20 protein-coding genes are annotated in these 26,905 nt (G+C 70.3%); 10 read left to right on the top strand and 10 right to left on the bottom strand.

The features are described 5' to 3' along the window. Positions 1-222: 222 nt before the first annotated feature. The 5 genes from C3486_RS21125 to C3486_RS21105 all read right to left on the bottom strand — a co-directional run bounded on the left by C3486_RS21125 (position 223) and on the right by C3486_RS21105 (position 4,905). Positions 223-1,746: a hypothetical protein gene (locus C3486_RS21125; RefSeq protein ID WP_103834310.1), complete on the bottom strand. Its 1,524-nt coding sequence runs from the start codon at positions 1,744-1,746 to the stop codon at positions 223-225. Positions 1,747-1,754: 8 nt separating this feature from the next. After that, positions 1,755-2,171 carry a DUF262 domain-containing protein gene (locus C3486_RS37365; protein ID WP_181138631.1) on the bottom strand — a complete coding sequence of 139 codons (417 nt, stop codon included), beginning with the start codon at positions 2,169-2,171 and terminating at the stop codon, positions 1,755-1,757. A gap of 190 nt (positions 2,172-2,361) precedes the next feature. Then, the gene (locus C3486_RS36965; protein ID WP_146075029.1) at positions 2,362-2,595 is read right to left on the bottom strand and encodes a hypothetical protein; all 234 of its coding nucleotides are present in this window, start codon (positions 2,593-2,595) and stop codon (positions 2,362-2,364) included. Between the two features lie 1,170 nt (positions 2,596-3,765). Then, positions 3,766-4,245, bottom strand: coding sequence for a hypothetical protein (locus C3486_RS21110; protein WP_146075028.1), 480 nt, complete (start codon positions 4,243-4,245; stop codon positions 3,766-3,768). 6 nt (positions 4,246-4,251) lie between these two features. Next, positions 4,252-4,905: an RHS repeat domain-containing protein gene (locus tag C3486_RS21105; RefSeq protein ID WP_258052906.1), complete on the bottom strand. Its 654-nt coding sequence runs from the start codon at positions 4,903-4,905 to the stop codon at positions 4,252-4,254. Between the two features lie 200 nt (positions 4,906-5,105). Here C3486_RS21105 and C3486_RS21100 point away from each other — a divergent pair, with 200 nt between their 5' ends. The 6 genes from C3486_RS21100 to C3486_RS21075 all read left to right on the top strand — a co-directional run bounded on the left by C3486_RS21100 (position 5,106) and on the right by C3486_RS21075 (position 14,893). Then, positions 5,106-5,321, top strand: coding sequence for an immunity 49 family protein (locus C3486_RS21100; protein WP_374936903.1), 216 nt, complete (start codon positions 5,106-5,108; stop codon positions 5,319-5,321). Between the two features lie 498 nt (positions 5,322-5,819). Continuing rightward, positions 5,820-7,364: an FMN-binding glutamate synthase family protein gene (locus tag C3486_RS21095; RefSeq protein ID WP_103834305.1), complete on the top strand. Its 1,545-nt coding sequence runs from the start codon at positions 5,820-5,822 to the stop codon at positions 7,362-7,364. Between the two features lie 123 nt (positions 7,365-7,487). Continuing rightward, positions 7,488-8,270, top strand: coding sequence for a S9 family peptidase (locus C3486_RS21090; protein ID WP_103834304.1), 783 nt, complete (start codon positions 7,488-7,490; stop codon positions 8,268-8,270). Positions 8,271-8,535: 265 nt separating this feature from the next. After that, positions 8,536-10,443: a gamma-glutamyltransferase gene (gene ggt, locus C3486_RS21085; RefSeq protein ID WP_103834303.1), complete on the top strand. Its 1,908-nt coding sequence runs from the start codon at positions 8,536-8,538 to the stop codon at positions 10,441-10,443. A 232-nt stretch (positions 10,444-10,675) separates the two neighbouring features. Further along, positions 10,676-12,160: an HNH endonuclease gene (locus C3486_RS37360; RefSeq protein WP_181138630.1), complete on the top strand. Its 1,485-nt coding sequence runs from the start codon at positions 10,676-10,678 to the stop codon at positions 12,158-12,160. Between the two features lie 264 nt (positions 12,161-12,424). Beyond that, positions 12,425-14,893, top strand: coding sequence for a LuxR C-terminal-related transcriptional regulator (locus C3486_RS21075; protein WP_258052905.1), 2,469 nt, complete (start codon positions 12,425-12,427; stop codon positions 14,891-14,893). 40 nt (positions 14,894-14,933) lie between these two features. Here the strand turns inward: C3486_RS21075 and C3486_RS21070 are convergent, their stop codons facing one another. After that, the gene (locus C3486_RS21070; RefSeq protein ID WP_103834302.1) at positions 14,934-15,611 is read right to left on the bottom strand and encodes a TetR family transcriptional regulator; all 678 of its coding nucleotides are present in this window, start codon (positions 15,609-15,611) and stop codon (positions 14,934-14,936) included. 229 nt (positions 15,612-15,840) lie between these two features. On the opposite strand from C3486_RS21070, the gene C3486_RS21065 reads away from it, so the two are divergent. Together C3486_RS21065 and C3486_RS21060 are read left to right on the top strand one after the other, a co-directional pair. Then, positions 15,841-17,283 (top strand): cytosine permease, encoded by a 1,443-nt coding sequence (locus C3486_RS21065; RefSeq protein WP_103834301.1) that lies wholly within the window; start codon positions 15,841-15,843, stop codon positions 17,281-17,283. A gap of 131 nt (positions 17,284-17,414) precedes the next feature. Then, positions 17,415-18,506: a phosphotransferase family protein gene (locus C3486_RS21060; RefSeq protein ID WP_103834300.1), complete on the top strand. Its 1,092-nt coding sequence runs from the start codon at positions 17,415-17,417 to the stop codon at positions 18,504-18,506. Between the two features lie 25 nt (positions 18,507-18,531). Here the strand turns inward: C3486_RS21060 and C3486_RS21055 are convergent, their stop codons facing one another. Further along, positions 18,532-20,316, bottom strand: a complete 1,785-nt coding sequence (locus C3486_RS21055) for a flavin reductase (RefSeq protein ID WP_103834299.1) — start codon at positions 20,314-20,316, stop codon at positions 18,532-18,534. Positions 20,317-20,391: 75 nt separating this feature from the next. Further along, on the bottom strand, positions 20,392-21,612 hold the full coding sequence (locus C3486_RS21050; protein WP_103834298.1) for a styrene monooxygenase/indole monooxygenase family protein: 1,221 nt from the start codon (positions 21,610-21,612) through the stop codon (positions 20,392-20,394). Positions 21,613-22,063: 451 nt separating this feature from the next. Between C3486_RS21050 and C3486_RS21045 the strand changes: the two genes are divergently transcribed. Beyond that, positions 22,064-23,044: an AraC family transcriptional regulator gene (locus tag C3486_RS21045; protein WP_103834297.1), complete on the top strand. Its 981-nt coding sequence runs from the start codon at positions 22,064-22,066 to the stop codon at positions 23,042-23,044. 35 nt (positions 23,045-23,079) lie between these two features. On the opposite strand, the gene C3486_RS21040 is transcribed toward C3486_RS21045, so the two are convergent. Continuing rightward, entirely contained in the window at positions 23,080-24,315 is a 1,236-nt protein-coding gene (locus tag C3486_RS21040) for a hypothetical protein (RefSeq protein ID WP_103834296.1), read from the bottom strand. After that, positions 24,315-25,103: a polysaccharide deacetylase family protein gene (locus C3486_RS21035; RefSeq protein WP_103834295.1), complete on the bottom strand. Its 789-nt coding sequence runs from the start codon at positions 25,101-25,103 to the stop codon at positions 24,315-24,317. Before C3486_RS21035 ends, C3486_RS21040 begins: the two co-directional genes overlap by 1 nt. A gap of 225 nt (positions 25,104-25,328) precedes the next feature. Here C3486_RS21035 and C3486_RS21030 point away from each other — a divergent pair, with 225 nt between their 5' ends. Then, positions 25,329-26,894 carry a PH domain-containing protein gene (locus C3486_RS21030; protein ID WP_374936904.1) on the top strand — a complete coding sequence of 522 codons (1,566 nt, stop codon included), beginning with the start codon at positions 25,329-25,331 and terminating at the stop codon, positions 26,892-26,894. The last annotated feature ends 11 nt before the right edge of the window (positions 26,895-26,905 follow it).

Below are 26,905 nucleotides of genomic sequence, written 5' to 3'. Positions count from 1 at the left end.
GAGAGGCATCCCGGTAGCGGGCGAGGAGGCATGAGCGAGCGAGAGCCGTGGCCGATGCCACCCTCGCCGAGGTACGGGCCGTGATGGCAGCCATCACTGACGACCGTATCCATGGAAGACGAAGAGGGCGGCAGGGCCTCCGGGCAGCCGGCGTGCGGCGGCTTGCCCGGAGCACGTGGCACGTCCTGCACCAAATTTCCGCGGCCGGAAGCCCTGCCGTCGTCACGCCGCCTGGTCGGCGTGGATGTTGTCGACGTAGCGACGCAAGGCGTCCACGCTGTGGAAGACGCGGCAGTCGCTTGCCTCGAGGGCGGCCTGCTCGTCAGCCGTGGTCTCCGACACGAGGACCACGGGGTCGCCCACCTCCTCCTGCAGGCCCTGCGGCCAGAACGCGGTGGCCACGAGTACGGGGCTGCCGGAGACCAGGTTGGTCACCTCGCTGTCCAGTTCGGGTTCGGCGAAGCCCTGCCGCAGCAGGTCATCCAACAGCTGGGCCAGGCCGGGCATGTCCTCGTCGGGGGCTGCGGGGAGTACCGGAGCGGCAGCCGACCTGAGGACCGCGGCGTCGGCGGGTGCGGTCAGGCCGACGGGAGACGGCCCTTCGAGCAGTTTGGTGAGGAAGCCGTTCGCCGCCTCGGCGAGGAGTTCGCGTCGGGCGGCAAGGAACGAGCGGTAGGCGTCGATGCGCCACAGCTTCGGGTCGGTGGGGATCCACTGCGATTCGAGGGCACCCGGCACTTTCTGGGTGATCTCCGGCAGGTAGTCCTCCGGCCGTTTGGCGCTGATCTGCAGGTTGGTGTCCTGGGTGAGGAAGCAGAAGTTCGCGACCGCATTGACCTCGGCCCTGCTGTAGCCGTGCTTGTAAAGCAGCGCCTTGGGGAAGATGTGGTGCACCTGGAGGGAGCTGAGCTTTCCGAGCATGCCGTCCTTCAGCGGGACCCCGCTGCCAAGGTCCTGGGCCCCGTGGACTCGGGACAGCATGTAGAGCAACGGGTAGAAACGGGATCCCATGCTGGAGCCCTGGAAGTCGTCGGGCCGGACCTCCAGTCGGCCCCCGCGGGCCTGCCGCAGAGTCTCGATCAGCCGGTCGACGCCGCCGGCGTCGACCGCCTCGAGGTCCTGGTTGAGGGCGGTTTCCGTGGCGCCGGTGTGCCGACCCCAGAGAAAGCTGTGGATGAACCAGTAGAAGAGCCGGTCGCGGGTCATGGCGTCGGGGAACTTGCCGGAATGGTGATGCAGCAGACGGCTCATGATGGGAAATGCAGCCCGCCCGTTCAGTACCCGTCCGTGGTCGAGGCCCAGGCGGCCGTCGAGGGCGTTGAGAAGGTAGCTGATGGACTCGATGGTCTGCTTCAGACCGGTCTGAAACTCCGGCACCTCGACATCACCCAGCTTGGAGAACTGCGCCTCACCGGTCAGGACCGCGTTGACGTTGCGGAGCAGCCAGTCCAGCTTGAAGGTGAAACCTGCGTCCGACCAGCTCTTCAGAGCGGTGTTCATGGTCGGGCGGGCGTCGGGCCAGGATGCGCAGATGGCTGCCAGCGCAAGATCGCCCTTGGAGAGCTTTGTACCGCCGGAGTTGACGCGGTTGAAGATCTCCACGACGACATCGATGGTCATGTCCTCGCCGGTGACCTCCTCGATGTGGATGTTGCGGTCCTTGATCTGCGTGATCCGGTTCAGGCGCTCGAAGTAGGCTGCTACGAGCGATCCGTCACCCTCGGCCAGCGCGGTGATGGAGGGCACCAGGGTGCCTACCCGCCCTGGAAGAGGGCGGTGACGTCGACCCAGAGAGGGTTGTCCTTCATCTTTGCCGGGGCGTAAAACTCGAACGTCTCGGTCTCCAGATTGAAGTGCAGCCCGGTCAGTGCTGCCTGGTTGCCCTCGAAGAAGCGAGGTGAGTGGCCCTGGGTGACGCCGTAGAGAGTGGTCACCCGCTGCTGACCGTCGAGCAACAGCTGTACAGTGCCGTCCTTCTCCGGACCGTCCCCACGGGTGCTTGCGCTCTCCGCCTTGGTGCTCCAGGTGAGGAACCCTCCGATCGGATAGCCGCGGTACAGCGACTGGAAGAACGCACGAACTTGGTCGCGGGTCCAGACGTAACCCCGCTGGAACTCCGGAAGGGCGATGTCACCCGAATCGATCTTGTACAGGATCTGCGAAATCTGCATGCCGTGCCTCTTCGGTCGGCCCGTCGGTTCTCCGTACGGGATATGTCTCCTGAGCAACGGCGCCGAAGCGCCCTCAGGTTGCTGCGGGCAGTGGGTGACGGCCGTCCATACTCGACAGCCCCGAGCACCGCACCACTTCATGGCCGACGCTCCCCGGTGCGTCGGCGCTGCCGGAACAGGAAGGAGCGGATCATCCGCCGAGCGCCGTGCCCGCTTTCTCGCCGCCCCAGCCGTCCGGGGTGCCCCACAGGACATGGATGGTGAAAGGGTCGCGGACGGCATCTGCGGCCCAGTCCTCGCCCGGGGGTTCGCACAGGACGAGGTGGAGGCCGGTGGCTGAGGTGGGCAGTGTGTGGTCGATCTCTACGTGGTCCACCGCCTTCTGCTCGAGGGCGATGACTTCCTCATGTGTAGCGGTGCTCATGTGCGTCCTTCCCCGCGGCGCTCCCCAGCACCGCAACGGGCGCATCGCCCGTCCCCAGTGGAAACATTTATCAGAACTGCCCCGGTGACATGGCGCCAGCCCCTGAAATACCGAGTCTCGCGGAGCAGCTCAGTTACCCCGTTGGGCACCGGACCGGGGGCGGCCAGTACTGGGGCCGGACCATGCTGCTGGAACACGAGATGGCCGGCGCGTCGTCAGTCGCCGAGGATGCAGGTGAGCCCTCAGCACGGACGGCGTCCTCCGAATGGGTGGGGCCACCGCGGTGTGAGACCTCGACGGTGGGGGAACTTCGAGCCCGGCGTGATGCCGTCGACAGCGAACGGGAACTCGCAGCTCGCCTCGGCCTTCGATCAAGTCGGCCAAGGGAGCCGCCAACCCGGAGCTTGCGTCCGTGAGCTTCCGGTCCGGAAACACGGGGTCGATTTGAAGGCCCAGGACGGTAGTGGGCTGATCGCCGAGGACACGGGGGAAGGCGGACCGGTGTCAGTGAGGGCGGTGACGAGAGCGATCCCGAAGTCGGGCCGGGGGAAGGAGCCAAGATCCCCGGCGTCGGCGTGATGATGCACTCCGACAGCATGGTCCTCACCCCGTATGCCGCCCTGCTGAGGGGCGACGACAGGGCGTATCCGGTCTACATCGTCCCGGTGGCAGTGCGATCAGTTCCGCGACGAACTGGGACAACCAGCCGTCGCTCAGGGACGCCATCACCTCTCAGTCCCCGACGAAGCCCGACGGCTCCTGCACGAATCACAACCAGAACGTGCGATTCAACGTCACGAGCACGATGCAGAAGGCCGCCGACGACGGGTGGGACCACGACGTTCCGGCTCAAGGCCGACTCCGAGGACTCCTATGCGTACGGGTAGCGGTTCTGCGGCAACGCCCGTCTGGAGGAGAGGTACAACCGGCCCCCGTACCAGCCGAAGATGTTCGAGTTCGAGCGTCGACTGCAGCGCCGCCCCGACCTGGCCATTGAGGCGAGCAGGCAGATCGGGAGCACACTCGACACCGCGCGGACCGCGCACGACTGGCGAAGGTCGGCGCCGAGGACTTCGCCAGCCTCGTCAAGCGTCGGGCTGACTGCACCCTGCATCAGCAGTCACCGCATGCGCTGCGGTGGAGCGGTACGCCGCACTGCTCATGTCGCGCTCACCAGTCGGCGAAAGGTGGCAATGCCGCAACCTCCGGGCATGCCCGTTCCAGGGCGGCCTTGAACTCGCGCGCGAGGTTGGCCAGCAACTCCTCCGCTTCCCTGTGCGGCACCGTTTCGGTCGTCACGTCAGGGGAGTCTCCATTGTTGGTTGTGCAGGACACAACGACCGATTCTGCACGCGGGGTGAAGGTGACCAGTCGTTCGATCCCTTGCCCGTAGAAATCGATCTGCGCGGGCTCTCGCTCACGCAATGCTGTCAGTGCTTCCGGCAATTGCTCGATGACCGAGGAGAGGTCGCAGGAGACGTCAACCGGCCATCGGTCCTGTCCGAGACCCGAAACCTGAAACTCGCAATCCGTCCGTGACAGCAATTGGCAGGTGTCCATGACCAGGGAGTCGAAGTCTTCGTCGAAGCTGAAGTCTGTGGTCAGAACTGTTTGGGTGGAGGGTGGCGTCACGGACATTCGAAATTGCATGATCACTCATTTCACGACCGGGAAAGCCGTCTTATAGGTGCCGTGGGGTTTCGGTACGAGTCTGGCGAGAGTTGCTTCGACTATTTCACCGTTCGGCTTGATGACATGCCCCATGCCCTTGGGGATGGCCACCTCGCGAACTGCGCCATCGGGGCCGTGCTGCGCCTTGAGGAAATCAACCCCCTTGTCGTTGTCCAGCCATCGGCCCTGCGGCTTGCCGGTGCTGCGGGCACGGTCGATCAAGCTCTGAGTGTTCTTCGCACCCGCGCCGTGCTCGCTGAAGACAGGGCCGAAAGTCGGTCGACTCTTCGCGCTCCAGTTGAGCTCCTCTGTCGGTATCTTCTTGCAGGCCAGGCCGAGGGGGTCGACCCATGCGAACGGGTTGGGTACGTAAACATAGTGGTTCGGGTGAGGCTCCAGGCCGAGTGGGTCGGCGGAAATGAAGCCTGCGATTTCTGGATCGTCATAGCGGAAGTAGTTCTGGCTGAGCCCGGTTTCCGGATCGTGGTAGTGGCCCGCGAATCGGAGAGGGCAGTCGACGGATGCTGTGTCGGTGGGGGCCGGGAAGCATGCGCCCCAAAGGGTGGTGCGGCGCTGCCAAGCAATGGTCCCGCCGGCCGTGACGAGCTCGGTCGGGGTGCCGGCGGCGTCAGTGATCACCGCATGCCAGTGGGTGGTGCGGTCGCCTCCGGTATCTTCCGCCAGTGTGGCGAGCAGCGAAGTGCCCGGGGACCGCCGGACCAATGGCCTGTGAGTGGTCTGGGTGAGCGGGCGACGGGTGCCAGGCGCGCAGTCCCACGTGGTGACTGTGCCATCGGCGGCCGTACCTGCGCGGCGATCACACGCAGTTCACCGAAGCATTGGTCGACGCGCTGCGATGGCACAAGGCCTACTGGACGGGCGACGAGGACCGGTCCATGAGCAGTGAGGGCCTCGTCTCGCTCGGCCCGCTGGCCATTGCCTGTCTCGCCCGCGATGCCGGCTTCCCCATCGAGGTCGAGTCGGAGTACCTGCCCAAGGCACTCCTGGACTTCGCCTGGACGGGCGGCTCGACACCTGATGCCAAGGCACGATGATCGGGGGCTACGGGACCGGTGCCTGACCGGCGCCCTGGTGGGCTTCATACCCAGGGCCCGCTGAGCGGATGGGCTACCTGCGAGTCAGGCATGGCCGTATGCCCGTACACGTGCGTGGGGCATTGCTCCAACCAGCGCCTTGGGCACAGGAGACTCACCAAGCAAGTGCTGGTCGGGAGAGATCCCGGCCAGACTTTGTGTTGTGTGGGGTGGTGGGGGCCCAGCCTGTGACGAGCTGGGAACTGGGGACTGGTTGCGGTTCGTGTCGGTCCTTGTTCTTCGCCGTCCGGGCATCGACGGCCGGGACGGCTCGTCGCTGTGACGACTGTCCGCCCCACGCCCCTGATCACATAGCTGTTCGCGTGACCTCTAATATCGTTGCGCGTTCTCCGACGGATGCTGATGCCCGCCTGGTCGTGTCCGCCGTCCGACGCCCGACATGGCACGACGACGTTCATCGCACGGCGATGGGGTCGAGCACCGAGGAGAGGTACGTTCATGCGCGCCCGGAGCATAGCCGCAGCCACCGCGACAGCACTGGGGCTGGTGGCCGTCCGTGACCTTGTGCAGAAGAAGCACGCATTGCTCCGGAACTTCCCGGTGGTCGGGCATGCCCGCTACATGCTGGAGACGATCGGGCCGGAGCTGCGGCAGTACATCGTGGCCTCCAATGACGAGGAACGCCCGTTCAGCCGTGATCAGCGCACCTGGATCTACGCGTCGTCGAAGGGCCAGAACAACTACTTCGGCTTCGGGACCGACAATGACGTCGAGCACCTGCAGGGGCACGCCTACCTGAAGCAGCGCACGTTCGCCGGCCCGCTGCCCGACGTGCACGACCCGCAGGCGCCGTTGCCTTCGGCCAAGGTGCTGGGCGGGCCGCGCGGGCGCGCCAAGGCGTTCCGGCCGGCGAGCGTGGTGAACATCTCGGCGATGAGCTTCGGCTCGCTCTCCGGCGCGGCGATCACGGCGCTCAACAAGGGCGCGGCGCTGGCGGGCGCGATGCAGAACACGGGGGAGGGCGGCCTCTCGCCGTACCACCGCAACGGTGCCGACCTCGTCCTGCAGATCGGTACGGCGTACTTCGGCTGCCGCAACGAGGACGGCAGCTTCAACATCGACAAGCTCAAGGACGTGGTCGCCGGCGCCCCGGTCAAGGCGATCGAGATCAAGCTCTCCCAGGGCGCCAAGCCAGGGCTCGGCGGGATGCTGCCGGGCGCGAAGGTGACCCCGGAGATCGCCGACATCCGCGGCATCCCGCTCGGCGAGGACTGCGCCTCCCCGTCGCGGCACACCGCGTTCACCGACGTCGACTCGATGCTCGACTTCGTCGAACTGCTCGCGACCGAGACCGGTCTGCCGGTCGGCATCAAGAGCGCGGTGGGCGAGATGGACTTCTGGCGGGAGCTGGCCACGCTGATGGCGCGGGGTGACCGCGGGGTCGACTTCGTGACGATCGACGGTGGTGAGGGTGGCACCGGGGCGGCGCCGCTGACCTTCTCCGACTCGATGTCGCTGCCCTTCCGGATGGGCTTCTCGCGGGTCTACGGCGTCTTCGCCGAGCTGGGGCTGACCGACGACCTGACCTTCATCGCCTCCGGCAAGCTCGGTCTGCCCGAGAACGCCGCCGTCGCCTTCGCGCTGGGTGCCGACATGATCAACGTGGCGCGTGAGGCGATGCTGTCGATCGGCTGCATCCAGGCGCAGAAGTGCCATACCGACAAGTGCCCCACCGGCATCGCCACCCAGAACGCGCGGCTGGCCCGCGGCATCGACCCGACCTCGAAGGCCACCCGGGCCGCCGACTACCTGCGCACCCTGCGCAAGGAGCTGATGAAGATCTCGGCGGCCGTCGGCGTCGCCCACCCGGCACTCATCACGGCGACCGACATCGAGATCATGAACGGCGACTACGAAGCCCGCACTCTGGCCAGTGTCTACGGCTACAAGGACGACTGGGGCAGGCTCGGTAAGCAGCTCGCCGATGAGATCACTGCGCTGCTCACCACCGAGCCGTCGCCCGCGCAGAAGCCGGCCGTCTGACGCGCCGGCGGCGCCGAGTACGGCGTTGCCTGCTGCCTGCTGCCTGCTGCTGCGCCTGCTGCTTGCTCGCTGCTCGCTGTTCTTCCTGTCCCACCCAACAGTCCCCGCCTAGGTGATCACAACATGAGCGAAAAAGTGCGGTTCCAGAGCGTCGTCGGCCCTGAGCTGGCCGGAGCGATCGACTTGCCGGAAGGCGAGGTTCGAGGGTGGGGAATCTTCGTACACGGATTCACCCTCGGCAAGGACTCGCCGGCCGCCTCGCGTGTCAGTAAGCAGCTGGCGCGCGAGGGCATCGGAATGCTGCGCTACGACAACCTCGGGATCGGTGACTCCGACGGCGACTGGGGTGACGGTTCCTTCACCGTCAAGGTCCAGGACACGGTCCGTGCGGCAGCGCTGATGGCGGAGCGAGGGACCCCGGCAGACCTGCTGGTGGGGCACTCTTGGGGAGGTGCCGCGGCCCTCGCCGCGGCGGCAGAGGCAACCGGCGTGCGCGCGGTCGCCACGATCGGGGCGCCTGCCGACCCCAGCCACGTCGAGCGACAGTACGACGCGGTGGTCGATCGCGTCCTCGCTGAAGGGGCGCACGAGTGGTTCGTCGGCGGGCGGACGCTGGTCCTCAAGCGTGCGTTCGTCGAAGACGTCCGCCGCGCTCATCTGCGGGACCGCATACGCGAGTTGGATCTGCCGCTGCTCGTTCTGCATTCCCCGACCGACAACACCGTCGACATCGACAACGCCGGGGAGATCTTCAGCGAGGCACGGCACCCGCGAAGCTTCGTCTCGCTCGAAGGGGCCGACCATCTCCTGACCGCACGAGGACAAGCCCAGCGAGCCGCCCACATCATCAGCGCCTGGGCCGATCAGTACATCAACGGAGCACGGCCGGCAGGGAAGACGTCTTAGCCGGCAGGGAAGACGTCTTGGGCGGGAGGGAAGACGTCTTGGGCGGTGCGGCGGGTGTTGGGCGGGCGGACCCTCCAGCTTTTGTCCGGCCGGCGGCGGAGTGCGGAGTGCCGGTGCCGGCGGATTTCGGGCCGGTACGGGGGCGGGGTGGGCTACCGGCGAGGAACCTCATGTTTCGCGCAAATCTTGATCATGATCATTGCCGGAGCATGCGGCGTCCACCAGGGTTTCGGGAAACCCTCTCGCGCAATTCCTCGGAGGCTCCATGGGTGTCCGCCGTGCCGTCGTCGCAGCCGTGTCAGCGGCGACAGTGTTTTCCCTCCCGTTCGTCCTGCCGTCCAGCGCGGTGGGCGCAACGGCCCCTGCTGCGGGCGCAACCACACCCGCCGCGGACGCAACCGCACCTGCTGCGCTTACCGACACCGCCCCCGCTTCCTCGGGGCCGCAGCCGCCCGCTGAGCAGCCCGTCGCCGAAGGCAGTGGCGGCGCGGTGTCCAGCGTCAATCCGTACGCGTCCCAGGCCGGTATCGACGTCCTGAAGCACGGTGGCAACGCGGTGGACGCCGCGGTGGCCACGGCGGCCGCGCTCGGTGTCGTCGAGCCGTACTCCGCAGGGGTCGGCGGCGGTGGCTACATGGTCTATTACGACGCCGCGGCCCACCGGGTGCGCACCATCGACGGCCGGGAGACCGCACCGGCCCGTATGCGAGCGGACTCGTTCCTCGACCCGGCGACGAAGAAGCCCATACCGTTCGACGAGGCCGTCAACTCGGGCCTGTCCGTGGGGATTCCGGGCACCCCAGCGACCTGGCAGAAGGCGCTGGACGACTGGGGCACGGTCTCGCTCGCGCGGGCCCTGAAGCCCGCCACCCGGATTGCCGACGACGGCTTCGTCGTGGACCACCAGTTCCGCGCGCAGACCGAGATGAACGAGGACCGCTTCCGGCGGTTCCGCTCCACCCGCGACCTGTTCCTGCCGGGCGGCGAACTCCCCGTTGTCGGCTCGCGGTTCCGCAACCCGGGGCTGGCCCGTACGTACCGGGAACTGGCACGCGACGGCGTGGATGCGCTCTACCACGGCGACCTCGGGCGCGACGTCGTGCGTACGGTCCAGAAGCCGCCCATGGCCGACGGTGCGGAGCCCGTACGCCCCGGTCTGATGGACCAGGGCGACCTCGCGCGTTACGCGGCGCTGGGGCAAGCGCCCACCCGTACCGGCTACCGCGGGCTCGACGTCTACGGCATGGCGCCGTCCTCCTCCGGCGGCACCACCGTCGGCGAGGCCCTGAACATCCTGGAGAACTACCACCTGACCTCGTCCGACCGGGTCCAGGCGCTCCACCACTACCTGGAGGCCGGCCGGATCGCCTTCGCCGACCGCAACCGCTGGGTCGGTGACCCGGCGTACTCCGACGTGCCCACGAAGGAACTGCTCTCCAAGGACTTCGCCAAGGAGCGCTCCTGCCTGATCCGGCCGGACGCCACGCTCACCAGCCCGGTGGCCCCCGCCGACCCGCGCAAGCCCGGCTCCGGGTGCGTGAAGGGCACCGGCAGCAAGGAGGCGTACGAAGGGCCGTCGACCACCCACCTCGTGGCGTCCGACCGCTGGGGCAACGTGGTCTCCTACACCTTGACGATCGAGCAGACGGGCGGTTCGGCGATCACCGTGCCCGGCCGCGGCTTCCTGCTCAACAACGAGCTGACGGACTTCAACTTCACACCCGTCACGCCGGGTGTGCCGGACCCGAACCTGCCGGGCCCCGGCAAGCGGCCGCGCAGCAGCATGTCGCCGACGATCGTGCTCAAGGACGGCAAGCCGTTCATCGCGGTGGGCTCGCCGGGCGGCGCGACCATCATCACCACCGTGCTGCAGACCCTCGTCAACCGGATCGACCTGGGCATGACGCTGCCGCAAGCGGTGGCCGCACCGCGCATCTCACAGCGCAACTCGGCCAAGACCGAAGCCGAGCCGGCCTTCCTCGACTCGCCGGAACGCACGGCCCTGGAACGCCTCGGCCAGCACTTCGTCCTGGCCCCGTCGACGTTCACCCCGTCACCGGAGATCGGTGCGGTGGCGGCCCTGGAGTTCCGCCCCGGCGGCAGCACGCAGGCGGTCGCTGAACCGAAGCGCCGCGACGGGGGCTCGGCGATGGTGCTCCACCCGACGCGCTGAGGTCGGGGGACGCGCTCCTCCCGGCGTAACGAACGGCCCGTCCGGCCTGGTGCCCGGCGGCCGTTCGTTGGCTGGCCGGCACCAGGAGCGGGGCGAGACTTGCCGCCTCCACCGCGTACAGAACACCTACGGCGTGCAGCACACATACCGAGCTGCGGCCCCACCTATCGCGTGCAGGTGAACGCTGCGGTCGCCGACGCCGACTGTCAGTGGGGGGATTTACTGTGCGTCCATGAATGACAACGCAGAGAAGTTACTGGCGGCTCAGTGCTCAGCCCGGCCCGGGGCCGCACAGGATGCGGCCCCTTCTGAGGGACCGAAGGCCGACGCCGAGCCCAAGGGCATCGCGCTGTATCACGACATGCGGGTCGAAGAGGACTTCGCCAAGTGCGCCACCCGCATCTTCTCGATCCTCAAGAAGGCCGCGGCGGTGAACCCCGGCGCGCCGCGTTACCTCTACCTCGACATCCAGGGGCACCGCAACGCCGCCGGCGGCTACGACGCCGATGCCATGGAGATCGTCCAGGAGTTCCTGCTGGGACACCTCGGTCCGTACCTCACGGAGATCAGTACACCGCTCCTCCAGGTGCGGAACCCCCAGCCGCAACGTGAGGACGTCCCTGACGCCCTGTACATACGGGACCCCGACCGTGAACACGCCTACGACCACCGCGAGCTGCGCGTTCGCAACCGGGACCGTCATCCCGACCGGCGCCGGTCCAGGCCTCCAGTGCGAGCCATCGCCGACTACCTCGGCCTCGATGAGCCGATCTGCCTGATCTGCTGGCAAGCGCCGGTGGAAAGGGCGCACGTGGTCCCGGAGGCGCTCGGCGGTTCCAACGACGTGCGCAACTTCGCCCTCCTCTGCCCGCGTCACCACCGTGAGGCGCCCGATGTCGCGGATGCCGAGGCCTTCTGGTCCTGGGTCGACTACGCCTGTGAACGCGACGGCCATATGAAGTGGCAGGGCATGGAGCCGGAACTGCTGGCGAAGGCGGAGCGCGTCGGCCTCCGCATCGACACGTCCGGACCGGTGCGGAAGAGCCTGCACCACTTCGACCGGGTCCGGGACGAACTCGTGCGTCACTACGGCTGGGCCCCGGAGGATTTCGCCGGCGGCGAGCACTGGGGAGCGCTGATGGCGGAGTTCCACACGGTGATGGACGCGGCGACCAGTACTCACTTCAACGTCGCCAAGAAGGCGTCCACCGAGGCGTGGGCCTTCGAAGTGGCTCGCAGACGCCTCAGGGACGGAGGCGCGCAACACGAGGACGGCGATGACCGCTCGACGGTGTCGATCCGTCCGTCGGTTGAACTGGCGGAGCGGACGGTGCGCAAGTCGCCCGACAGCGGTGGCGCGCGGAGCCTGGTCGACGCGGCGCGGCGAGCCGACATTGCGATCGAGGCGGCGGCACTCGTACGCGACGTCATCGCTTCGGCGGGGGTCACCACTGCCGAGGAGGTGCTGCGGGGCGTCAAAGAGGAGGTTGCGGACCGTACCGCGCAGTTCGAGCGCCTGGCTGATGAGTTGATGGGGCAGGCGGTCTGCCGGTACTGCGGCCATGCCATAGCCCGGATCGGGGACGCCGCATGGCGTCATAGCGCCGCGGCGCCCATGTCCCGCGGCTGCCGGGCCGCCAGTTTCGACCGGGACGGCACTTGGGACGATTCCCTCGATCGAGCGTGGAAGGCGAGCCCGCCGAAGACGTATCGGTGAGCTGTCGGCAGGTGTCGGTGGAACGCCGGGCGGGGCCCGGGCCCGGCGGTTCGTCGGCCGCGGCTGCTTCTGTTGCGGATGGTCAGTAATTGCTTCTGGAGCGGTCGCGAGTGCTCACGTGTGGGCGAAAAGATTCGGGTGGGGGCGGTAGTGGGCGTTATGCATACCGGCGCACCGGCTTCCTTCCTATCCTTCCGGGGGTGCTCCGTACGCTGTGTGGCGGGGACACGTGGCAATGGACGCGATGCGAGGCGGGGCATGGCCATGCGGTTCAATCAGAGCCGGTTCGGGCTGCCGGCGGAGGTCACCTCCTTCGTGGGGCGGGCCGCCGAACTCATGCGCGTACGCACCTTGTTGAAGGACGCGCGGCTCGTCACGCTGCTCGGGCCCGGCGGGGTCGGGAAGAGCCGGGTCGCACTGCGCTCCGCGAGTTGCCTCGCCGCCGAGTATCCCGACGGGGTCTGCCTGGCCGAGCTGTCCGGACTGCGCCAGGCGGACTTCCTGCCGCAGACCCTGGCGGAGCTGCTCGGCCTCTCCGACCTGGGCTCCGTCGATCCGCTCGAAGCCGTGGTGGACCACCTCGCCAACCGCCGGATGCTGATCGTGCTCGACACTTGCGAGCACCTGGTGGACGCCTGCGCGCTCCTCGCCGACCTGGTGCTCCGCGAGACCGCCGACGTCCAGCTGCTCGCCACCAGCCGTCAGCCGCTGGACGTCTCCGGCGAGCACACCGTCACCATCCCGCCGCTCGGCGTGGAGTCCGGTGACGCCGCGGCGCTGTTCACGCAGCGCGCCGCCGCGGTGGTGCCCGGGTTCCAGATCACCGACGAGAACCGGGACGACGTCCTCGCGCTGTGCCGCCGGCTGGACGGCATCCCGCTCGCCATCGAGCTGGCGACCGTACGGCTGCGGGCCATCCCGCTGGAGCAGCTCGCCGCCCGCCTCGACGACCGGTTCCGCGTCCTGACCGGCGGCCGCCGCACCGCGCTGCCCCGCCACCAGACGCTGCGTACCACCATCGGCTGGAGCCATGAACTCTGCTCGCCGGAAGAGCAGTTGGTGTGGTCACGGCTGTCCGTCTTCGCCGGCAGCTTCGACCTGGAGGCCGCCGAGCAGGTGGCCGCGGGCGGCGACATCCGGCCGGAGGAGGTCGTCGAGCACCTGATCAGCCTGATCGACAAGTCGATCGTGATGCGCATCGACCACCCCTCCGGCGCCGGTGCCCGCTACCGGCTGCTGGACACCATGCGCGAGTACGGGGCCGAGCGGCTCGAAGAGCTGGGCGAGGAGGACGCCACCCGCGACCGGCACCTCGCCCACTACGCCGGCCTGGCCGGGCTCTTCGCCCGCGCCGCCTACACCGACCGGCAGGTGGAGCTGGTACGCGGACTCGCCCGTGACTGGGCGAACATGCGTACCGCACTGGAGCGCGCCCACGGCAGCGGCCCGACGGAACCGCTCGAAGCGCTGCGCCTCACGCTGCACCTCGTCCCGTACTGGTTCTGCACCTCCCGTTTCAGCGAGGCCCGGCTGTGGCTGGAGCGCAGCCTGCAGCTCGTGACCTACCCGGTGCCGGAGCGCGCCGAGGCGCTGGCCCACCACGCCCACTTCTCGCTCGTCCAGGGCGACCGCGACGTGGGTGAGTCGGCGATGCGGCAGGCGCTGGACCTGGCCGAGCGGCTCGCGGACGACCGGCTGCGCGGCTATGCCCTGCAGGTCGCCGGCCTCGGCCACATGCTGGCCGACCAGGACACGGAGGCCGACGCCCACTACGCCAGGGCCCGCAAACTGCTGCTGGCCGGCGACTACCGGCTCGGCATCGGCTTCGTCCATATGCACGAGGCGATGCTGGCCGGGCTGACCGGCGATCCCGAGCGGGCGCTGGCCGCCGACCGCGCCTACCGGGAGGCGTTCGGCTCGACCGGCGAGGCGTTCTACCGCTCGTTCATCCAGGAGTTCATCGGCCTCGGCATGTGGGTGGCGGGCCGGTACGCGGAATGCGGCCCGGTGATCCGCCGGGCGATCCGGCTCAAGGCCGCGCAGGACGAGGCGGACGGCATCGCCACCTGCCTGGAGATCCTCGCCTGGGAGGCCGCTGCCGCGGGCCGTCCGGTGCGGGCGGCCTGGCTGCTGGGCGCGGCCGACACCTACTTCCGCGCCGGGGACGTCATCCTGATGTGGGGCCGGCCCAGCCTCGCCGAGGACCACCAGCGGATCGTCAGGGAGGTCGGCGACCAGCTCGGCCAGGCCCGGTTCAGTGAGCTTTTCCGTCAAGGGACCGAACTCTCCGAGGAGTTGGCGGTCTCCCTGGCCGCCGAGGACGCCGAGGAGCCGGTCCCCGACCAGCCGTGCCGCCAGCCGGCCGGCGTCGGCGTGAACGCACTGACCCGGCGGGAGCTGGAGGTCGCCGAGCTCGTGACCCAGGGGATGTCCAACCGCGAGATCGCCGAACGGCTGGTCATCTCCCGGCGTACCGCCGACTCGCATGTCGAGCACATCCTCGGCAAGCTCTCCTGCTCGCGCCGCAGCCAGATCGGCGCCGTGCTGCACGCGACCCCCACCGAGGGCTCCACTGCGGCCGAGGGCTCCGCCACCGCCGATGGCTCCGCCACCGCCGACGCCGGCCCGCGCGGCTCCGTCGCTGCCGGCGGCTCCGCCGATGGCGCACAGCTGCCCACGGTGCCCGTCCCGCGCCCGACCACCGCCGCGCCGGAGCAGATCCCGCCGTCCTGAGCCGGGCGGCGTACTCCTCACGGAAACGCGAGTGCGCTGGTCACCCCACCCCGTTGGCCCGCGCCCGCTCACGTACGGTGCCGGGCGCCAGGCCCAGTTGGTACTCGGTCGTCTCGATCACCAGGTCCGCGAGGTCGAGGTCGGCCGGGAGGGGGTCGGTGCCCTCGGCGTCCGTGTTGCTGTACGCGGCCATGCCGTCGATGGCGATGAGGATGTGCAGCGCGGCTCTGAGCACGTTGCCGTCGGCCGCGAGGCGGCCCTCCTCGATCAGTGCGACCAGTGCGCCGCGGGTCGCCGTCTCCTGCGCGCCGACCGCCCGGCGCAGCGGCTCCTTGAACCGGCTGAGGTGACGGGCGTTGAGCCACAGCCGGCTGAGGTCGGTGCAGTCGCCGCCGGTGAGCCGTACCAGGAAGAGCGCGAGCCGGTCGACCGGTGGCAGGTGCCGCTCCTCCTGGGGCAGCAGGGAGTCCCGCTCCGCCGCCGCGGCGTACGTGAACGCCTCGGCGACCAGATCGTCGGCCGCCGGGAAGTAGTGGCCGATCAGGGAGGGGCGCACTCCCAGCTCGTCCGCGACGCGGCGCAGTGTGATCAGTTCGAGGCCCTCCGCCAGGGCGACGCGGGCGGCGGTCCGGACGATCTCCGCGCGGCGCTCGTGCGGCGGCTTCCGGGTCTGCTTCGGCCGGGCGTTCCGCTCGGCCTGCCGTCCGTTCGCCCTCACGTCCTGCCCTGCGTCCTGCCGCCCGTCCGGCCGCCAGTTCTGCCGCCCGTTCTGCCGACCGTCCGGCAGCCCCTCCTGCCGTTCGTTCCGCCCTCCGTCCGGCCGGTCTTCCCGCCGTTCATCGTGCCGAGGTCTTGACGCCATGCGGGGAACTCTATTGGATTGGCGCCCAACAGCTAACTGGGCAGCCACCCAATAAGGTGGGGTCGCCTTCGTCCGAAAGGCCGCGATGACCACGCAGCAGACAGAACGTGCAGGTCAGCCAGAGACCCGGGGCATCGATCTCGTCACCGACGAGGAGCGCTCCGGGCGACCCCGCCAGCTCTTTGCCGTCTGGGCAGCGCCGAACGTCAGCTATCTGAGCTTCGCCATCGGCGCCTCGCTGGTCCTCATGGGGCTCTCCCTGGCCCAGGCGATCGGCGTGATCCTGGCCGGGAACCTCGTCTGGATCTGTACCGGCGTCGTGGCGGCGAGCGGCCCCGCGGCCGGGACGAGCGGCTCGGTGATCTCCCGGGCGTTCTACGGCGTGGTCGGCAACAAGCTCGTCCTGATCGTGACCGGCTGGCTGCTCGCCTCCGCCTATCTGGCCCTGAACTGGCTGGCCGCCTCGGTCGCCGGCATCGGCCTGGCCAGGCAGTGGGGGCTGCCGGACTCCTCGCTGCTGGACGCGCTGGTCGTCTGCGTGATCGCGGCCGTCACCCTGCTCGTCGCGATCTACGGTTACGCGACGATCGTCCGCCTCTACACCGCGCTGAGCATCCTGCTCACCCTCGTCTTCATCGTGGTGACCGGGTACGTGCTCGCCTCGGCGGGCTGGACGCACGCGCCGGCCGGATCGCTGCACGGTGCCGCCCTCGCCGCCGCGCTCGGCAGTGGCTTCACGATCATCGGCTCGACCGCGCTCTCGTACAGCAACAGCCCGGACCTGGCCCGCTACCTGCCGCGCAGCAGCTCACTCACCGCCGTCGCCGGGTGGACGGCGTTCGGTGCGTACCTGCCGAGCGTCGTCTTCACCTCGGTGGGGGCACTGGCCGCGACCGGCCTCGACATGTCCGACCCGCAGGCGGCGCTGGAGTCGGTCCTGCCCGGCTGGTTCGTACCGGTCTTCGTGATCGCCGTCGTCCTCAACGCGGTCGCGAACAACGGGATGACGGCGTACAGCGCCGGCCTCTCCATCCAGTCGGTGGGCGTACGGCTCGCCCGCATCCCGGCGGTCCTGGTGATCGGCGCCCTCGGCACGGCGATGACGCTCTACGCCATCCTCGTCTTCGACTTCCTCACCAGCGTCAACATGATGCTCCAGCTGGTCGTCGTGATCACCGGCCCGGCCATGGCGGTGGCCGTCACGGACCTGGCCCTGCGCCGCAACCGGTACCACGGCGAGGAACTGCTCAGGCAGGAACGCGGCGGCCCGTTCTGGTACCGCGGCGGCGTCCACTGGCCGGGCATCCTGGCGCTGCTCATCGGCGGTGCCGCCGCGCTGCTGTGGGCGCACACCACCTTCTGGACGGGCCCGCTCGCCACCGCGACGGCCGGCGTCGACCTGGCCATTCCGGCCGGCATGGGCAGCGCGGCCCTCGTCTACTGGGGTCTTGCCCGGGCCCTGGGCACCCTCCGCCCCCTCGACACCCGCACCGAAGGCAGGACCCCGTGCACGCTGACCTCCCCGTGACGGCCCGCCTCGCCCCCGAGGGCCAGGCCCGCAACCCCCGTCCTCGCCACCGTCGTCGGCGGCGACGTCCAGCTCCACTCCGCCAGGAAACACTGATGAGCAGGTGATGGCGTACGTGGGAGGGTGGGGCCATGGGGTCACGATTGCCGTTGGGGGAGAGGCTGCGGGCCGAGCTGGGGTCGCCGGGCCGGGCGCGCAGGCTGGAGAGCAGTCCGCGGTCGCGCGTGTGGCGGGCCGAGCTGTCCGGCGCGCCGGTGGTGGTCAAGCAGCTCATCGAGGGACCGGAGGCCGCCGACAGGTACGCCCGCGAGGTGGCCGCGTTGCGGCTCGCGTCCCGGGCCGACCCTCCCGTCGTACCGAGGCTGCTGGGTACCGACCCCGCCGAACGGGTCCTGGTCCTGGAGTACGTGGCCGCCGGGCCGCCGGCCGAGGACTGGGTGGTCGGCTACGCCGAGGCGCTGGCCCGGCTGCACGCCACGACCAGCACGGACGACGCCGCCACCGGTACGGAGGACGCAGCCGCCGGTACGGACGACGCGGCAACCGGTACGGAGGACGTGGGCCTGCTCCCCGCCTGGTCCGCTCCCACCCGGGACGACGTCGGCTCCTTCCTCGGGCTCGCGCAGGCGCTCGGCCGCACGGTGTCCTCCGCGGTGCGGGCCGAGCTGGACGGGCTGATGGACCGCTTGTCCCGGCCGTCCGGGCGCGCTCTGCTGCACGGCGATCCGTGCCCCGGTAACGACCTGCACACCGGCAACGGAGTCAGGTTCATCGACTTCGAACAGGCCGCGCTCGGCAACGGCCTCGTCGAACTGGCCTACCTGCGCATCGGCTTCCCGACGTGCTGGTGCGTCACGGCCCCGCCGCAGCCGTTGCTGGGCGCGGCGGAGGCCGCCTACCGCACGGCCTGGCGCCGGGCGACCGGCACCGATGCCGAGGGCGATCTCGCCGACGCGTGCGTGGGCTGGCTGCTGCGGGGCGATGCACTGGTGCAGCGGGCCCACCGGGGGACCACCGACCACCTGGCCAGGGTCCCCGACAAGGACTGGCGGTGGGGCACCGCGACGGCCCGGCAGCGGCTCGTGCACCGGCTGGGGGCCGTCGGCCGGATGACCACGGACGGCAGTGGGCTCGAACATCTGGGGCACCTCGCCACGGCCATGCGCGACACCATGCTCATCCGCTGGCCCGGGCTGCGACCACTTCCCTCGAAGCGGCCCTGAGGGGCTTGCCCGCCTCAGGAACCGTTCACAGATCCGGATGCTTCGTCGCCACGTGGTAGTACCCCGAGTGGAACACCAGCGGGGCGCCGCCGTCGGCCTCGTACTGTTCGACCTCGCCGAGGAAGATGATGTGGTCGCCGGCGTCGAGGCGCTGGACGGTACGGCACTGGAAGCGGGCGACCGCGCCCTCCAGGAGGGGCGTGCCGGCGATGCCGGGAGTGGTGGGGGTGCCGCGGAACTTGTCGTCGGCCGGGGTGGCGAACTGGCGGGAGAGGTGGTGCTGATCGGCGGCCAGTACGTGGACGGCGAAGTGCGAGGCGTCGGTGAAGTCCGGCAGGCTGGGCGCGTTCTTGCCGGGACACCACAGGACCAGCGGTGGGTCCAGGGAGACGGAGGTGAAGGAGTTCGCCGTCATGCCGACGTTGCGGCCGTCGGGCGCGCGGGCCGTCACCACGGTCACACCGGTGGCGTACTGGCCCAGCGCGCGGCGCAGTTCGCGGCCGTCGAAGCGGGCGGCGTGCTGGGCGCGCTTCTCGGTGAGGAAGCGGTGCGCCTCGGCCTCCTCGAACCACCAGCGGTAGAGGGTGCGCGGGTCGTCGAACCCGGCGGCGAGTGCGCCCGCGACCGAGGGAATCTCGGCCGCCGCCGTCACGACGTCGCGTTGGTGGGGGCTCAGACCCGCCAGGAGTGAGTTGGTCCAGCCGACGGCCCACTGGGCCCAGCCACGCCAGAAGCTGTCGAAGGTGCGCTGCATCCACTGCGGGGTGAATTCGGCTGCGCCGTGCCGGAGGATGCTGTCGAGGTAGTGGGCCGCGGCCTGGGCGGCGTTGTTGGACCCCTGGCCGGTGATGGGGTCGTTGAGGACGACGGCGTCGGCCATGCCGAGCACGTGCCGGCCGGAGGCGAGGCGGGCGACGGGGTGCCGGACGGTCGGGGTGATGCGTCCGCGCAACACCCCGCCCGCGTCCGTGAGTTGGGCGTTCCGGCAGCGCTCGTACTCGTCGGGGAAGAACCGGTGGAGGATGTCCAGGGAGCGGGCGAGATGGGCCTCGGGCGTGACGACGTCGTCCCAGCAGTCCATCGGGCCGCCGGGGACGCCCTCGAAGACCATGATGTCGCAGGGGCCGGTGGTGGTGAGGGCCGGAAAGGAGAAGTACTCACCGACGCCGGGGACCATGCGGTAGTGGACGGCGCCCTCACGGGCAGCGGCCGCACGGGAAGTGGTCTCACGGGAAGTGCCCTCACGGGCAGCGGCCCCGCCCTCCCGCGGTGCCGTTCCCGTGACGTACGTCAGGGCCAGCGCGCGGCGCGGCCGGTCGTACGGGGAGAGTTCGGCGTTGCGCGGGAAGAGCCGGCTCAGCTCGCCCTTGCCGGTGGAGACCACGACGAGATCGTGCGTACGGGCGTACCACTCCAGGTCGTTGACGCCCGCCTCGTGCAGCACGATCTCGCCGCGGCCGCCGTCCGCGAACTGCTCGATCCAGGCGGCACACTTGACCCGCTGGTCGACGGAGTGCGCCGGCCCCTCCAGCGGTGCGCGCCAGGAGACTTCCGGAGTGCCGTGCGGACCGATGAGGGAGAGCGCGATGCCGGTGATGTCCGGGGCCCGGTCCGCCCAGTGGTGCAGGCCGAGCTCGCGCTCGCTCTGCAGCGCGGTGTCGAACATGCACTGGCTGGACATGACCGGGCCCCGGCGTATCTCGTCGGGGCCGCGGTCGGTGACCAGGGTGACGTCGTAGCCGTGCTTCTGGAGTCCCAGGGCGAGTTGGGCTCCCGCCTGCCCGGCGCCGATCACCGCGATCCTTCTCATGGTCCTGCTGTCCTGCTCTCGTGACGTACGTACCGCGGCTGACGCATCGTCAGCGCAATCGGGCCGGCGGGGCGCTCAGACGCCGGCCTCGGCCAGGTAGTCCTTGGCGGCCGCCGGGTCCATGAACCAGTGGAAGAAGTCGCGCGGGTCGTCGAAGCCGTTGACGAAACGCGCGGCGACACGGGGGTTGGCGCTCGCCGCGCCGAAGAGCTCCAGGACGTGCTGCGGCGGGGCGCCCAGCATCGCGTTGGTCCAGGCGGTGGCGGACCGCGCGTTGTCCCAGAAGCGGCCGAAGGCCAGCTCCATGAACGCGGCGTCGTACGGGCGCTCGCCGTGGTCCAGGATGGTGGCGAGGTAGGACGCCGCGCACTTCGAGGCGTTGTTGGACCCCTGGCCGGTGACCGGGTCGTTGAGGACGACGACGTCGGCGAGGCCGAGCACCTGCGCGCCGGAGGGCAGCGTGGCGACGGGCTTGCGCACGGTCGGCGCGAAGCGGCCGGTGAGGGTGCCGTTCTGGTCGGTGAGCGCGACGTCGGTGCAGCGCTCGGCCTCCCACGGGACGTACGTCCGCAGCAGCTCCTGGAACGCCGCCAGCTGCTGGTCGGGGGTGAGCCCGTCGAAGCAGTCGAGCGGGCCGCCCGGGATGCCCTCGAAGAACATGATGTCGCAGGGGCCGCTGGTGGTGAGGCTGGGCATGGTGAAGTACTCGCCCGCACCGGGGATGACATTGAAGCTGACGCCGGGGCGGTCGGGCAGCGGCGCCATGCCGGTGACGTACGCCAGGGCCAGCGCGCGCTGCGGAGCGGCGTACGGGGAACGCTCGGCGTCGCGCTCGAACAGCCCGGCGATCTCGCCCTTGCCGGCGGCGACGATCACCAGGTCGGACTCGGCGGCGTAGCGCTCCAGGTCCTCGATGCCGGCCTCGCGGATGTCCAGCCGCCCGCCGCGGCGCGCGAACTCGCCCATCCAGAGCGGCATTTTGACGCGCTGGTCGACCGAGCGCGCGGTGGCGTCCAGGCGGGCGGCGAAGGAGAGCGCCCGGCCGCCCTGGCCGTCGGAGATGTTCACGCCGAGCCCGGCGATGGGCGGGCAGGCGTCGCCCCAGAAGTCGAGGCCGAGGCTGCGCTCGTGGGCCAGCGCGGTGCCGAACATGGCCTGGCTGGACATGACCCGGCCCGCGCGGATCTGGTCGCCGGTGCGGTTGGACACGAGCGTGACGTCGTAACCGCGGTCGAGCAGGCCGATGCCGAGCTGCAGTCCTGCCTGGCCTGCTCCGACGATGGTGATCTTGCGCATGAGGGGGGCCTCCGAGGGCGGGGGACGGGGGGCGCGGGAATGCGGCTGCCCGCCGGAGGGGGGACCGGCGGGCAGCCGCGGGAAGCCGGGTGACCCAGAGGACCGGGGGATGGGTCGCGGGGCACCCGGCGGGCTAGTGGGGCCCGGCCGACGCGGGGAGCGGGGACGGCCAGGGCAGGGGCGCCGCGACGTGCGGGGACACGGCCGTTGCGGCTCTCACCGCGCCGGACGCGCGGAGCGCGCGCAGCACGCGGGTGACGGGCTGTCCGCTGGGCGCGGCTCCGCCCATGACGAGCGCAGTCCGGCCCGGCACTCCCTGCATCGATGATTCCCTGGTTTCTTCTCGGGTCCGCGGCGGTCGGGGGTCAACCTTGGTATGGCAAGATCACCTTCGCTATCCGGATCACGCGGGTTGCTGTCCCGATCGCGCGTCTCAACGGTGGAGGTTCACGTGTCCGCTGACGAACTCCCCCTGGCAAACCACCAGCAGTTCCATACAGCGGACATTTGGGAGGCGCGAGCCGAGGTCGGCCGCGCGTTCTGCCCGCACGAGCTGCGCATCACACAGCGCGCCGCGACGCTCGACGCCCGGCTGCACGGTGCCCCCTTTGAGCGGACGGGCCTGTATTACCTCGATTACGGAACGGAAGTCCGGATCACACCGGGCGATCTGGAGAGCTTCTTCCTCGTCCAGATCCCGCTCGCCGGGCACGCGGAAATCACCTGCGGCCGCGAAGAGATCATTTCCACCCCCGAACTCGCTTCCGTCCCCTCGCCGACCGGAAAACTGGACATGCGCTGGGGCGGCGGCAACCCGCAGCTGATCGTGTGGTTCGACCGGGCATCCCTCGAATCGCACCTGGGCAGCCTGCTCGGCCGCACGGTGCGCCGGCCGATCCTCTTCTCGCTCGGCATGAACCTCACCACACCGGACTCCCGCTCCTGGCTCAACGTCGTGGACCTCATGCGCCGGGAGGCGGAGGGGCCCGGCGGCATGACCGACCGGCCGCTCGTGATGAAGCAGTTCGAGTCGCTGCTCATGACCCAGCTGCTGATGGCCCAGCCCAGCAACTACACGCCGGCACTGCTCGGCGAGCAGCCGCGCGTCGCACCGCCCACGGTCCGCCGCGCCATGGAGGTCATCGAGGGGCACGCCGCCGAGCCGCTCACGGTCGCCGAGATCGCGGAGTACGTCGGCGTCGGCGTACGGGCCCTCCAGGACGGCTTCCGCCGGCACCTCGACACCACACCGCTCGCCTACCTGCGCGAGGTCCGCCTGGACCGCGTACGCAAGGAACTCCTGGCCTCCCACCCCGGCGCCACGACCGTCACCACCGTCGCCTCCCGCTGGGGCTTCTTCCACCCGGGCCGCTTCTCGGTCGCCTACCGCCAGCGCTTCGGGGAGTCGCCGTCGGAGACGTTGCGGTCCTGAGAGGGCACCCCGCGTGAGCCGGATACGGCGAAGTGTTACCTGAAGATGCCGGTATGGCCGAGGGAATAGCGGCCCGGTTGCGGGTAGACGGCGAGGCCGTGGGGGCCGCGGCCGACGGGGATCTTGGCCAGTGTCCGTCCGTTCCGTGTGTCGATGGCGTACACCTCGGCGTCGTAACGTCCCGAGAGCCACAGCACCTTGCCGTCGGCCGAGATGCCGCCCATGTCGGGGCTGCCGCCGCCGCGGATGTGCCACTTGCCGACGAGCCGGCCGGTGCGGAAGTCCAGCAGGGAGATGGAGCCCTCCTCGCGGTTGGTGATGTACATCGTCCGGGAGTCCCGGCTCACGTACAGGCCGTGGGTCCCCTTGCCGGTGTGCAGGAGCCTGGGAGTGGTGAACCGGTCGCCGTTCAGTACCCACACACCGTCGGACGCCATGTCCGCCACGTACCAGGTGCGGCCGTCCGGGGAGATCTTCACGTCCTGCGGCATCGCGCCGTCACGGGGCAGCCGCTGCTTGGCGAGGATCCGCATCCGTTCCGTGTCGACCTTGAGGAGGTCACCGGAGAACTCGCACGAGACGATGAAGTACCGGCCGTCCGCCGAGAAGTCCGCGTGGTTGACCCCGGCGCAGTCGGCGGCGAGGGTCTTGCGCACCTTCATCGTCTTCGGGTCGCGGAAGACCAGCTGACGGTCCTTGGAGGCCATGACCACGGCGTACTTGCCGTTGGGAGTGAAGTAGAGGTTGTACGGGTCGTGCGTGTCGACCGTGCGGCCCTTCTTCCCGGTGGCCGGGTCGATGGCGGTCAGGGTGTTCCCCAGGTCGTTGTTGACCCACAGCGTTTTGAGGTCCCAGGACGGCACCACGTGCTGCGGCTGCCGCCCCACGGGGATCGTGTGCGTGACCTTGTACGTCTTGGGGTCGATCACACTGACCGTGTCCGACTCGGTGTTGGGCACGTACACCAGCGACGGGAAGTCCTTCACCACCGGAGAGAGCTTGTTCGGCCGGTCGGCGGCGTACAGGTCGCGCGGGTTCAGCACCGGCGGCATACCGGGGAGGGCGCGTGCGGCCGCGGCCTGGGTGGTGCCCGGTGAGGGGCTGTGCCCGTCGCCCTCGTGGTGCGGGGCCGGCCCGCCGCACCCCGCGGCGGGCAGCACGCCGGCCAGCACGGCGGCGGCCGCGAGGCGCCGCCGGCCCGCCGTCCGCCGCTGTGCTGTGCGGTGCGGCAGGGGGCCGTTCTGGCAGGCGGTACGGAACACTGCTGGCATCAGGTCATCAGCTCCGTCGCCCGCACCGCGTGCAGTCCACGCCGGTGCAGGCCGTCGAGGATCGAGGGAAGCGCGGCGCGGGTGCCGCTGTGCCCGAAGTGCAGGCTGACCACGGAACCGGCCCGTACCCGGTCGAGGACGGCCTCGCGTACCGCGTCCGGTCCCGGGTCCGTGAAGTCGTGCGAGTCCACGTCGTAGGAGAGGACGTGCGGGTAACCGGCGCGCTGGGCCAAGCGGGTGACGAGGCCGGTGGCGGTACGCGCCTGCGAGGGCCGGAACCAGCTGCCGATGCTTCCGGTGAGGCGGCGCAGCCGGGCCGCGCACTCGGTGATCTCGGCGTACGCGTCGGCGGCCGGCAGCGAGCAGACCGCACGGTGCCGCATGGTGTGATTGCCCAGCTCATGGCCGCCGTCCAGGACCCGGCGGGCCATCTCGGGGTGCTCGTCGAGCCAGGTCCCGACGGCCAGGACGGTGACCCGGGCCCCCGCCCTCTCGGCCTCCGACAACACCGCGCCGGCGAGCTTCGGATCCCCTTGCCCGTGGAAGGTGAGGGCCACCGCGTGCCCGTCCCGCGGCCCGTGCGCGAGCTGCGGCGGCATGCCCGGGAAACGCCGCGGGGCCGCACCGGGCCGGCCGGCCGGCGTGGCCCGCGCCGGGGACGTACCGGTGGCGGCGGGCGGCTTGGACGAGGAGGGGGCGGCGGTGTGCCCGCACGCCGTCGAGCACGCCGTGGCGGCCACCACGCCGCTCGCGGAGCGAAGGACGTCGCGCCGGGAGAACGGTGCCATACGGGTATTGATGCACGGCTGGGCTGCGCATTCAGCGTTTCACATCTGATTGGGTGGTTCTCGCCCCTGATCGGCCGGATGGGGTAGCGGTCCGTCTTGCCGACCCGCCCGGACGCCCGCTCTTCCATGGTTCGGCAATGTGCGGGGGCGAGGATTGCCGTACACCGTACATGCACAGCTGTTTCGGGCGATGTCAGGATCGGCTGTGTGACCGAAGCGTCTGAGATGACCTGCCGGCCCCTCATGCATCGCGCCGGCCGGTGGTGTGCCGGATCCGGGGCCGCGGTGGGGGTGTGGGGTGTACTGACGGTGCTGCTGCCCACGGGGAGTTGGGGCAAGTGGTGGGTGCTGTGGGGGACGCTCGGCGCGACGGTGGGTCTGGTGGCCGTGCTGTTGGGGTGCTGGGCCACCGCTCGGGTGCGCGCCGACGCGTACGGTGTGCACTCCCGGATGCTGCTGCGCCGCCGCAGCGTGCCGTGGGGCGACCTCGCGGACGTACGCGTACGAGTGCAGCGTGCGCGCCACAGCGACGTGCGCCGCGTTGAGCTGGCGCTGCGCAACGGACGTCACCTGCGCCTTCCCCTGCCGCAGACCGCCCGGCACGACGACCCGCCGTTCGACTCGGAGGTGGCGGCTCTCCGCGCGCTGCACCGGCGTTACGGCACCCCGGAGACGAAGCATCTGCCCGTCGTGTCGTACCGCACCGCCGCGCGCGGGCGGCGGTGGCTAGTCGTCCTGTGCGTGCTGCTGGCCGCCGGCGCGGGCCTCGCCGCGTGGTACGTGCCACGTGCCGACGCACAGAAGCGGGCGTGGCAGGCGGCCGTGCCCTGTGCAGCGGACACGCCTGCCGCGGCGCGCGGGGAGTGCCTGACCACCGTGCCGGCCGTGATCGCACGGTCCGAGCCGGAAGGGGGCAAGGGGGCCAGTTCGCTGTACTTCGTCGACGGGCGGCCGGTGCGGCGAGTCGACGTGTCCTACGAGGGCGCCCAGGGCTTCACGGCCGGCGACCGCGTCGAGGTGACGCTCTGGCGGGGCCGGATCAGGGTGGTCGCCGGGGAGGGGCACGTCTGGCGCGAGCACATGACGCCTGCGGGGGACGTCGCCGTCATCGCGGCCGGGCTGGCCCTCGCTGCGGCGTACCCGGCAGCACTGTTGCTGATGCGCCGGCGTGGGCGCCGACTGGCCCCTGACGACGTACTCCCGTCCGCGCTGCCGTTCGCCGGGGTGCTGGCCGCCACGGCCGTCTGGCTGCTGCCGTTGTGCTTTCTCCACCCCACCATCCTGTTCTCGTCGCGCACGACGATCGTGTGGTGGGTAGTGGGTTCGCTGGTCAGCCTGGGGCTGCTCGGCTGGGCGTGGGGAGCCACACGCATCCGGACGCCGGGGGAGCCGGGGCCGGACCGGGTGGCGCCCGTCCGGGGAGAGACGTTCCTGGCCGCCCGCTTCCTGGAACACACCGACTACAACCCGCACGGCTTCGGCACCCACGTCGTCCTCGGTGACGGGCCGCCCGCGGTGGTACCGCACGGCGGCCCCGGCCGGTTCATGGCGAAGCGGATACCGGCGGAGCGGCTCACCGTCGTGCACGTACGCCGCGCCCGGGGCGGCGAGGAGGCGGTCCGGCGGAGCTGGCACGTCGCCGACCTGGACGACGCGGGCACCCCGGTCCGCCTGACGGCGGCGCCGGCCGATCTCGTCCGCATCCTGCGGGAGTTGGGCCTCGCGTACGAGCCGGTGCTTCCCTCCGCCTCCGAGCCGACCGCCAACGAACCGCCCGCTACCGCGACGTGAGTGGGGCGGTG

Origin of the sequence: Streptomyces sp. Ru73 (assembly GCF_002920575.1) — a bacterium.
Taxonomy (GTDB): Bacteria; Actinomycetota; Actinomycetes; order Streptomycetales; family Streptomycetaceae; genus Streptomyces.
The sequence above is the reverse complement of the archived record's forward strand: the minus strand, read 5'-3'. Positions and strand labels throughout refer to the sequence as shown.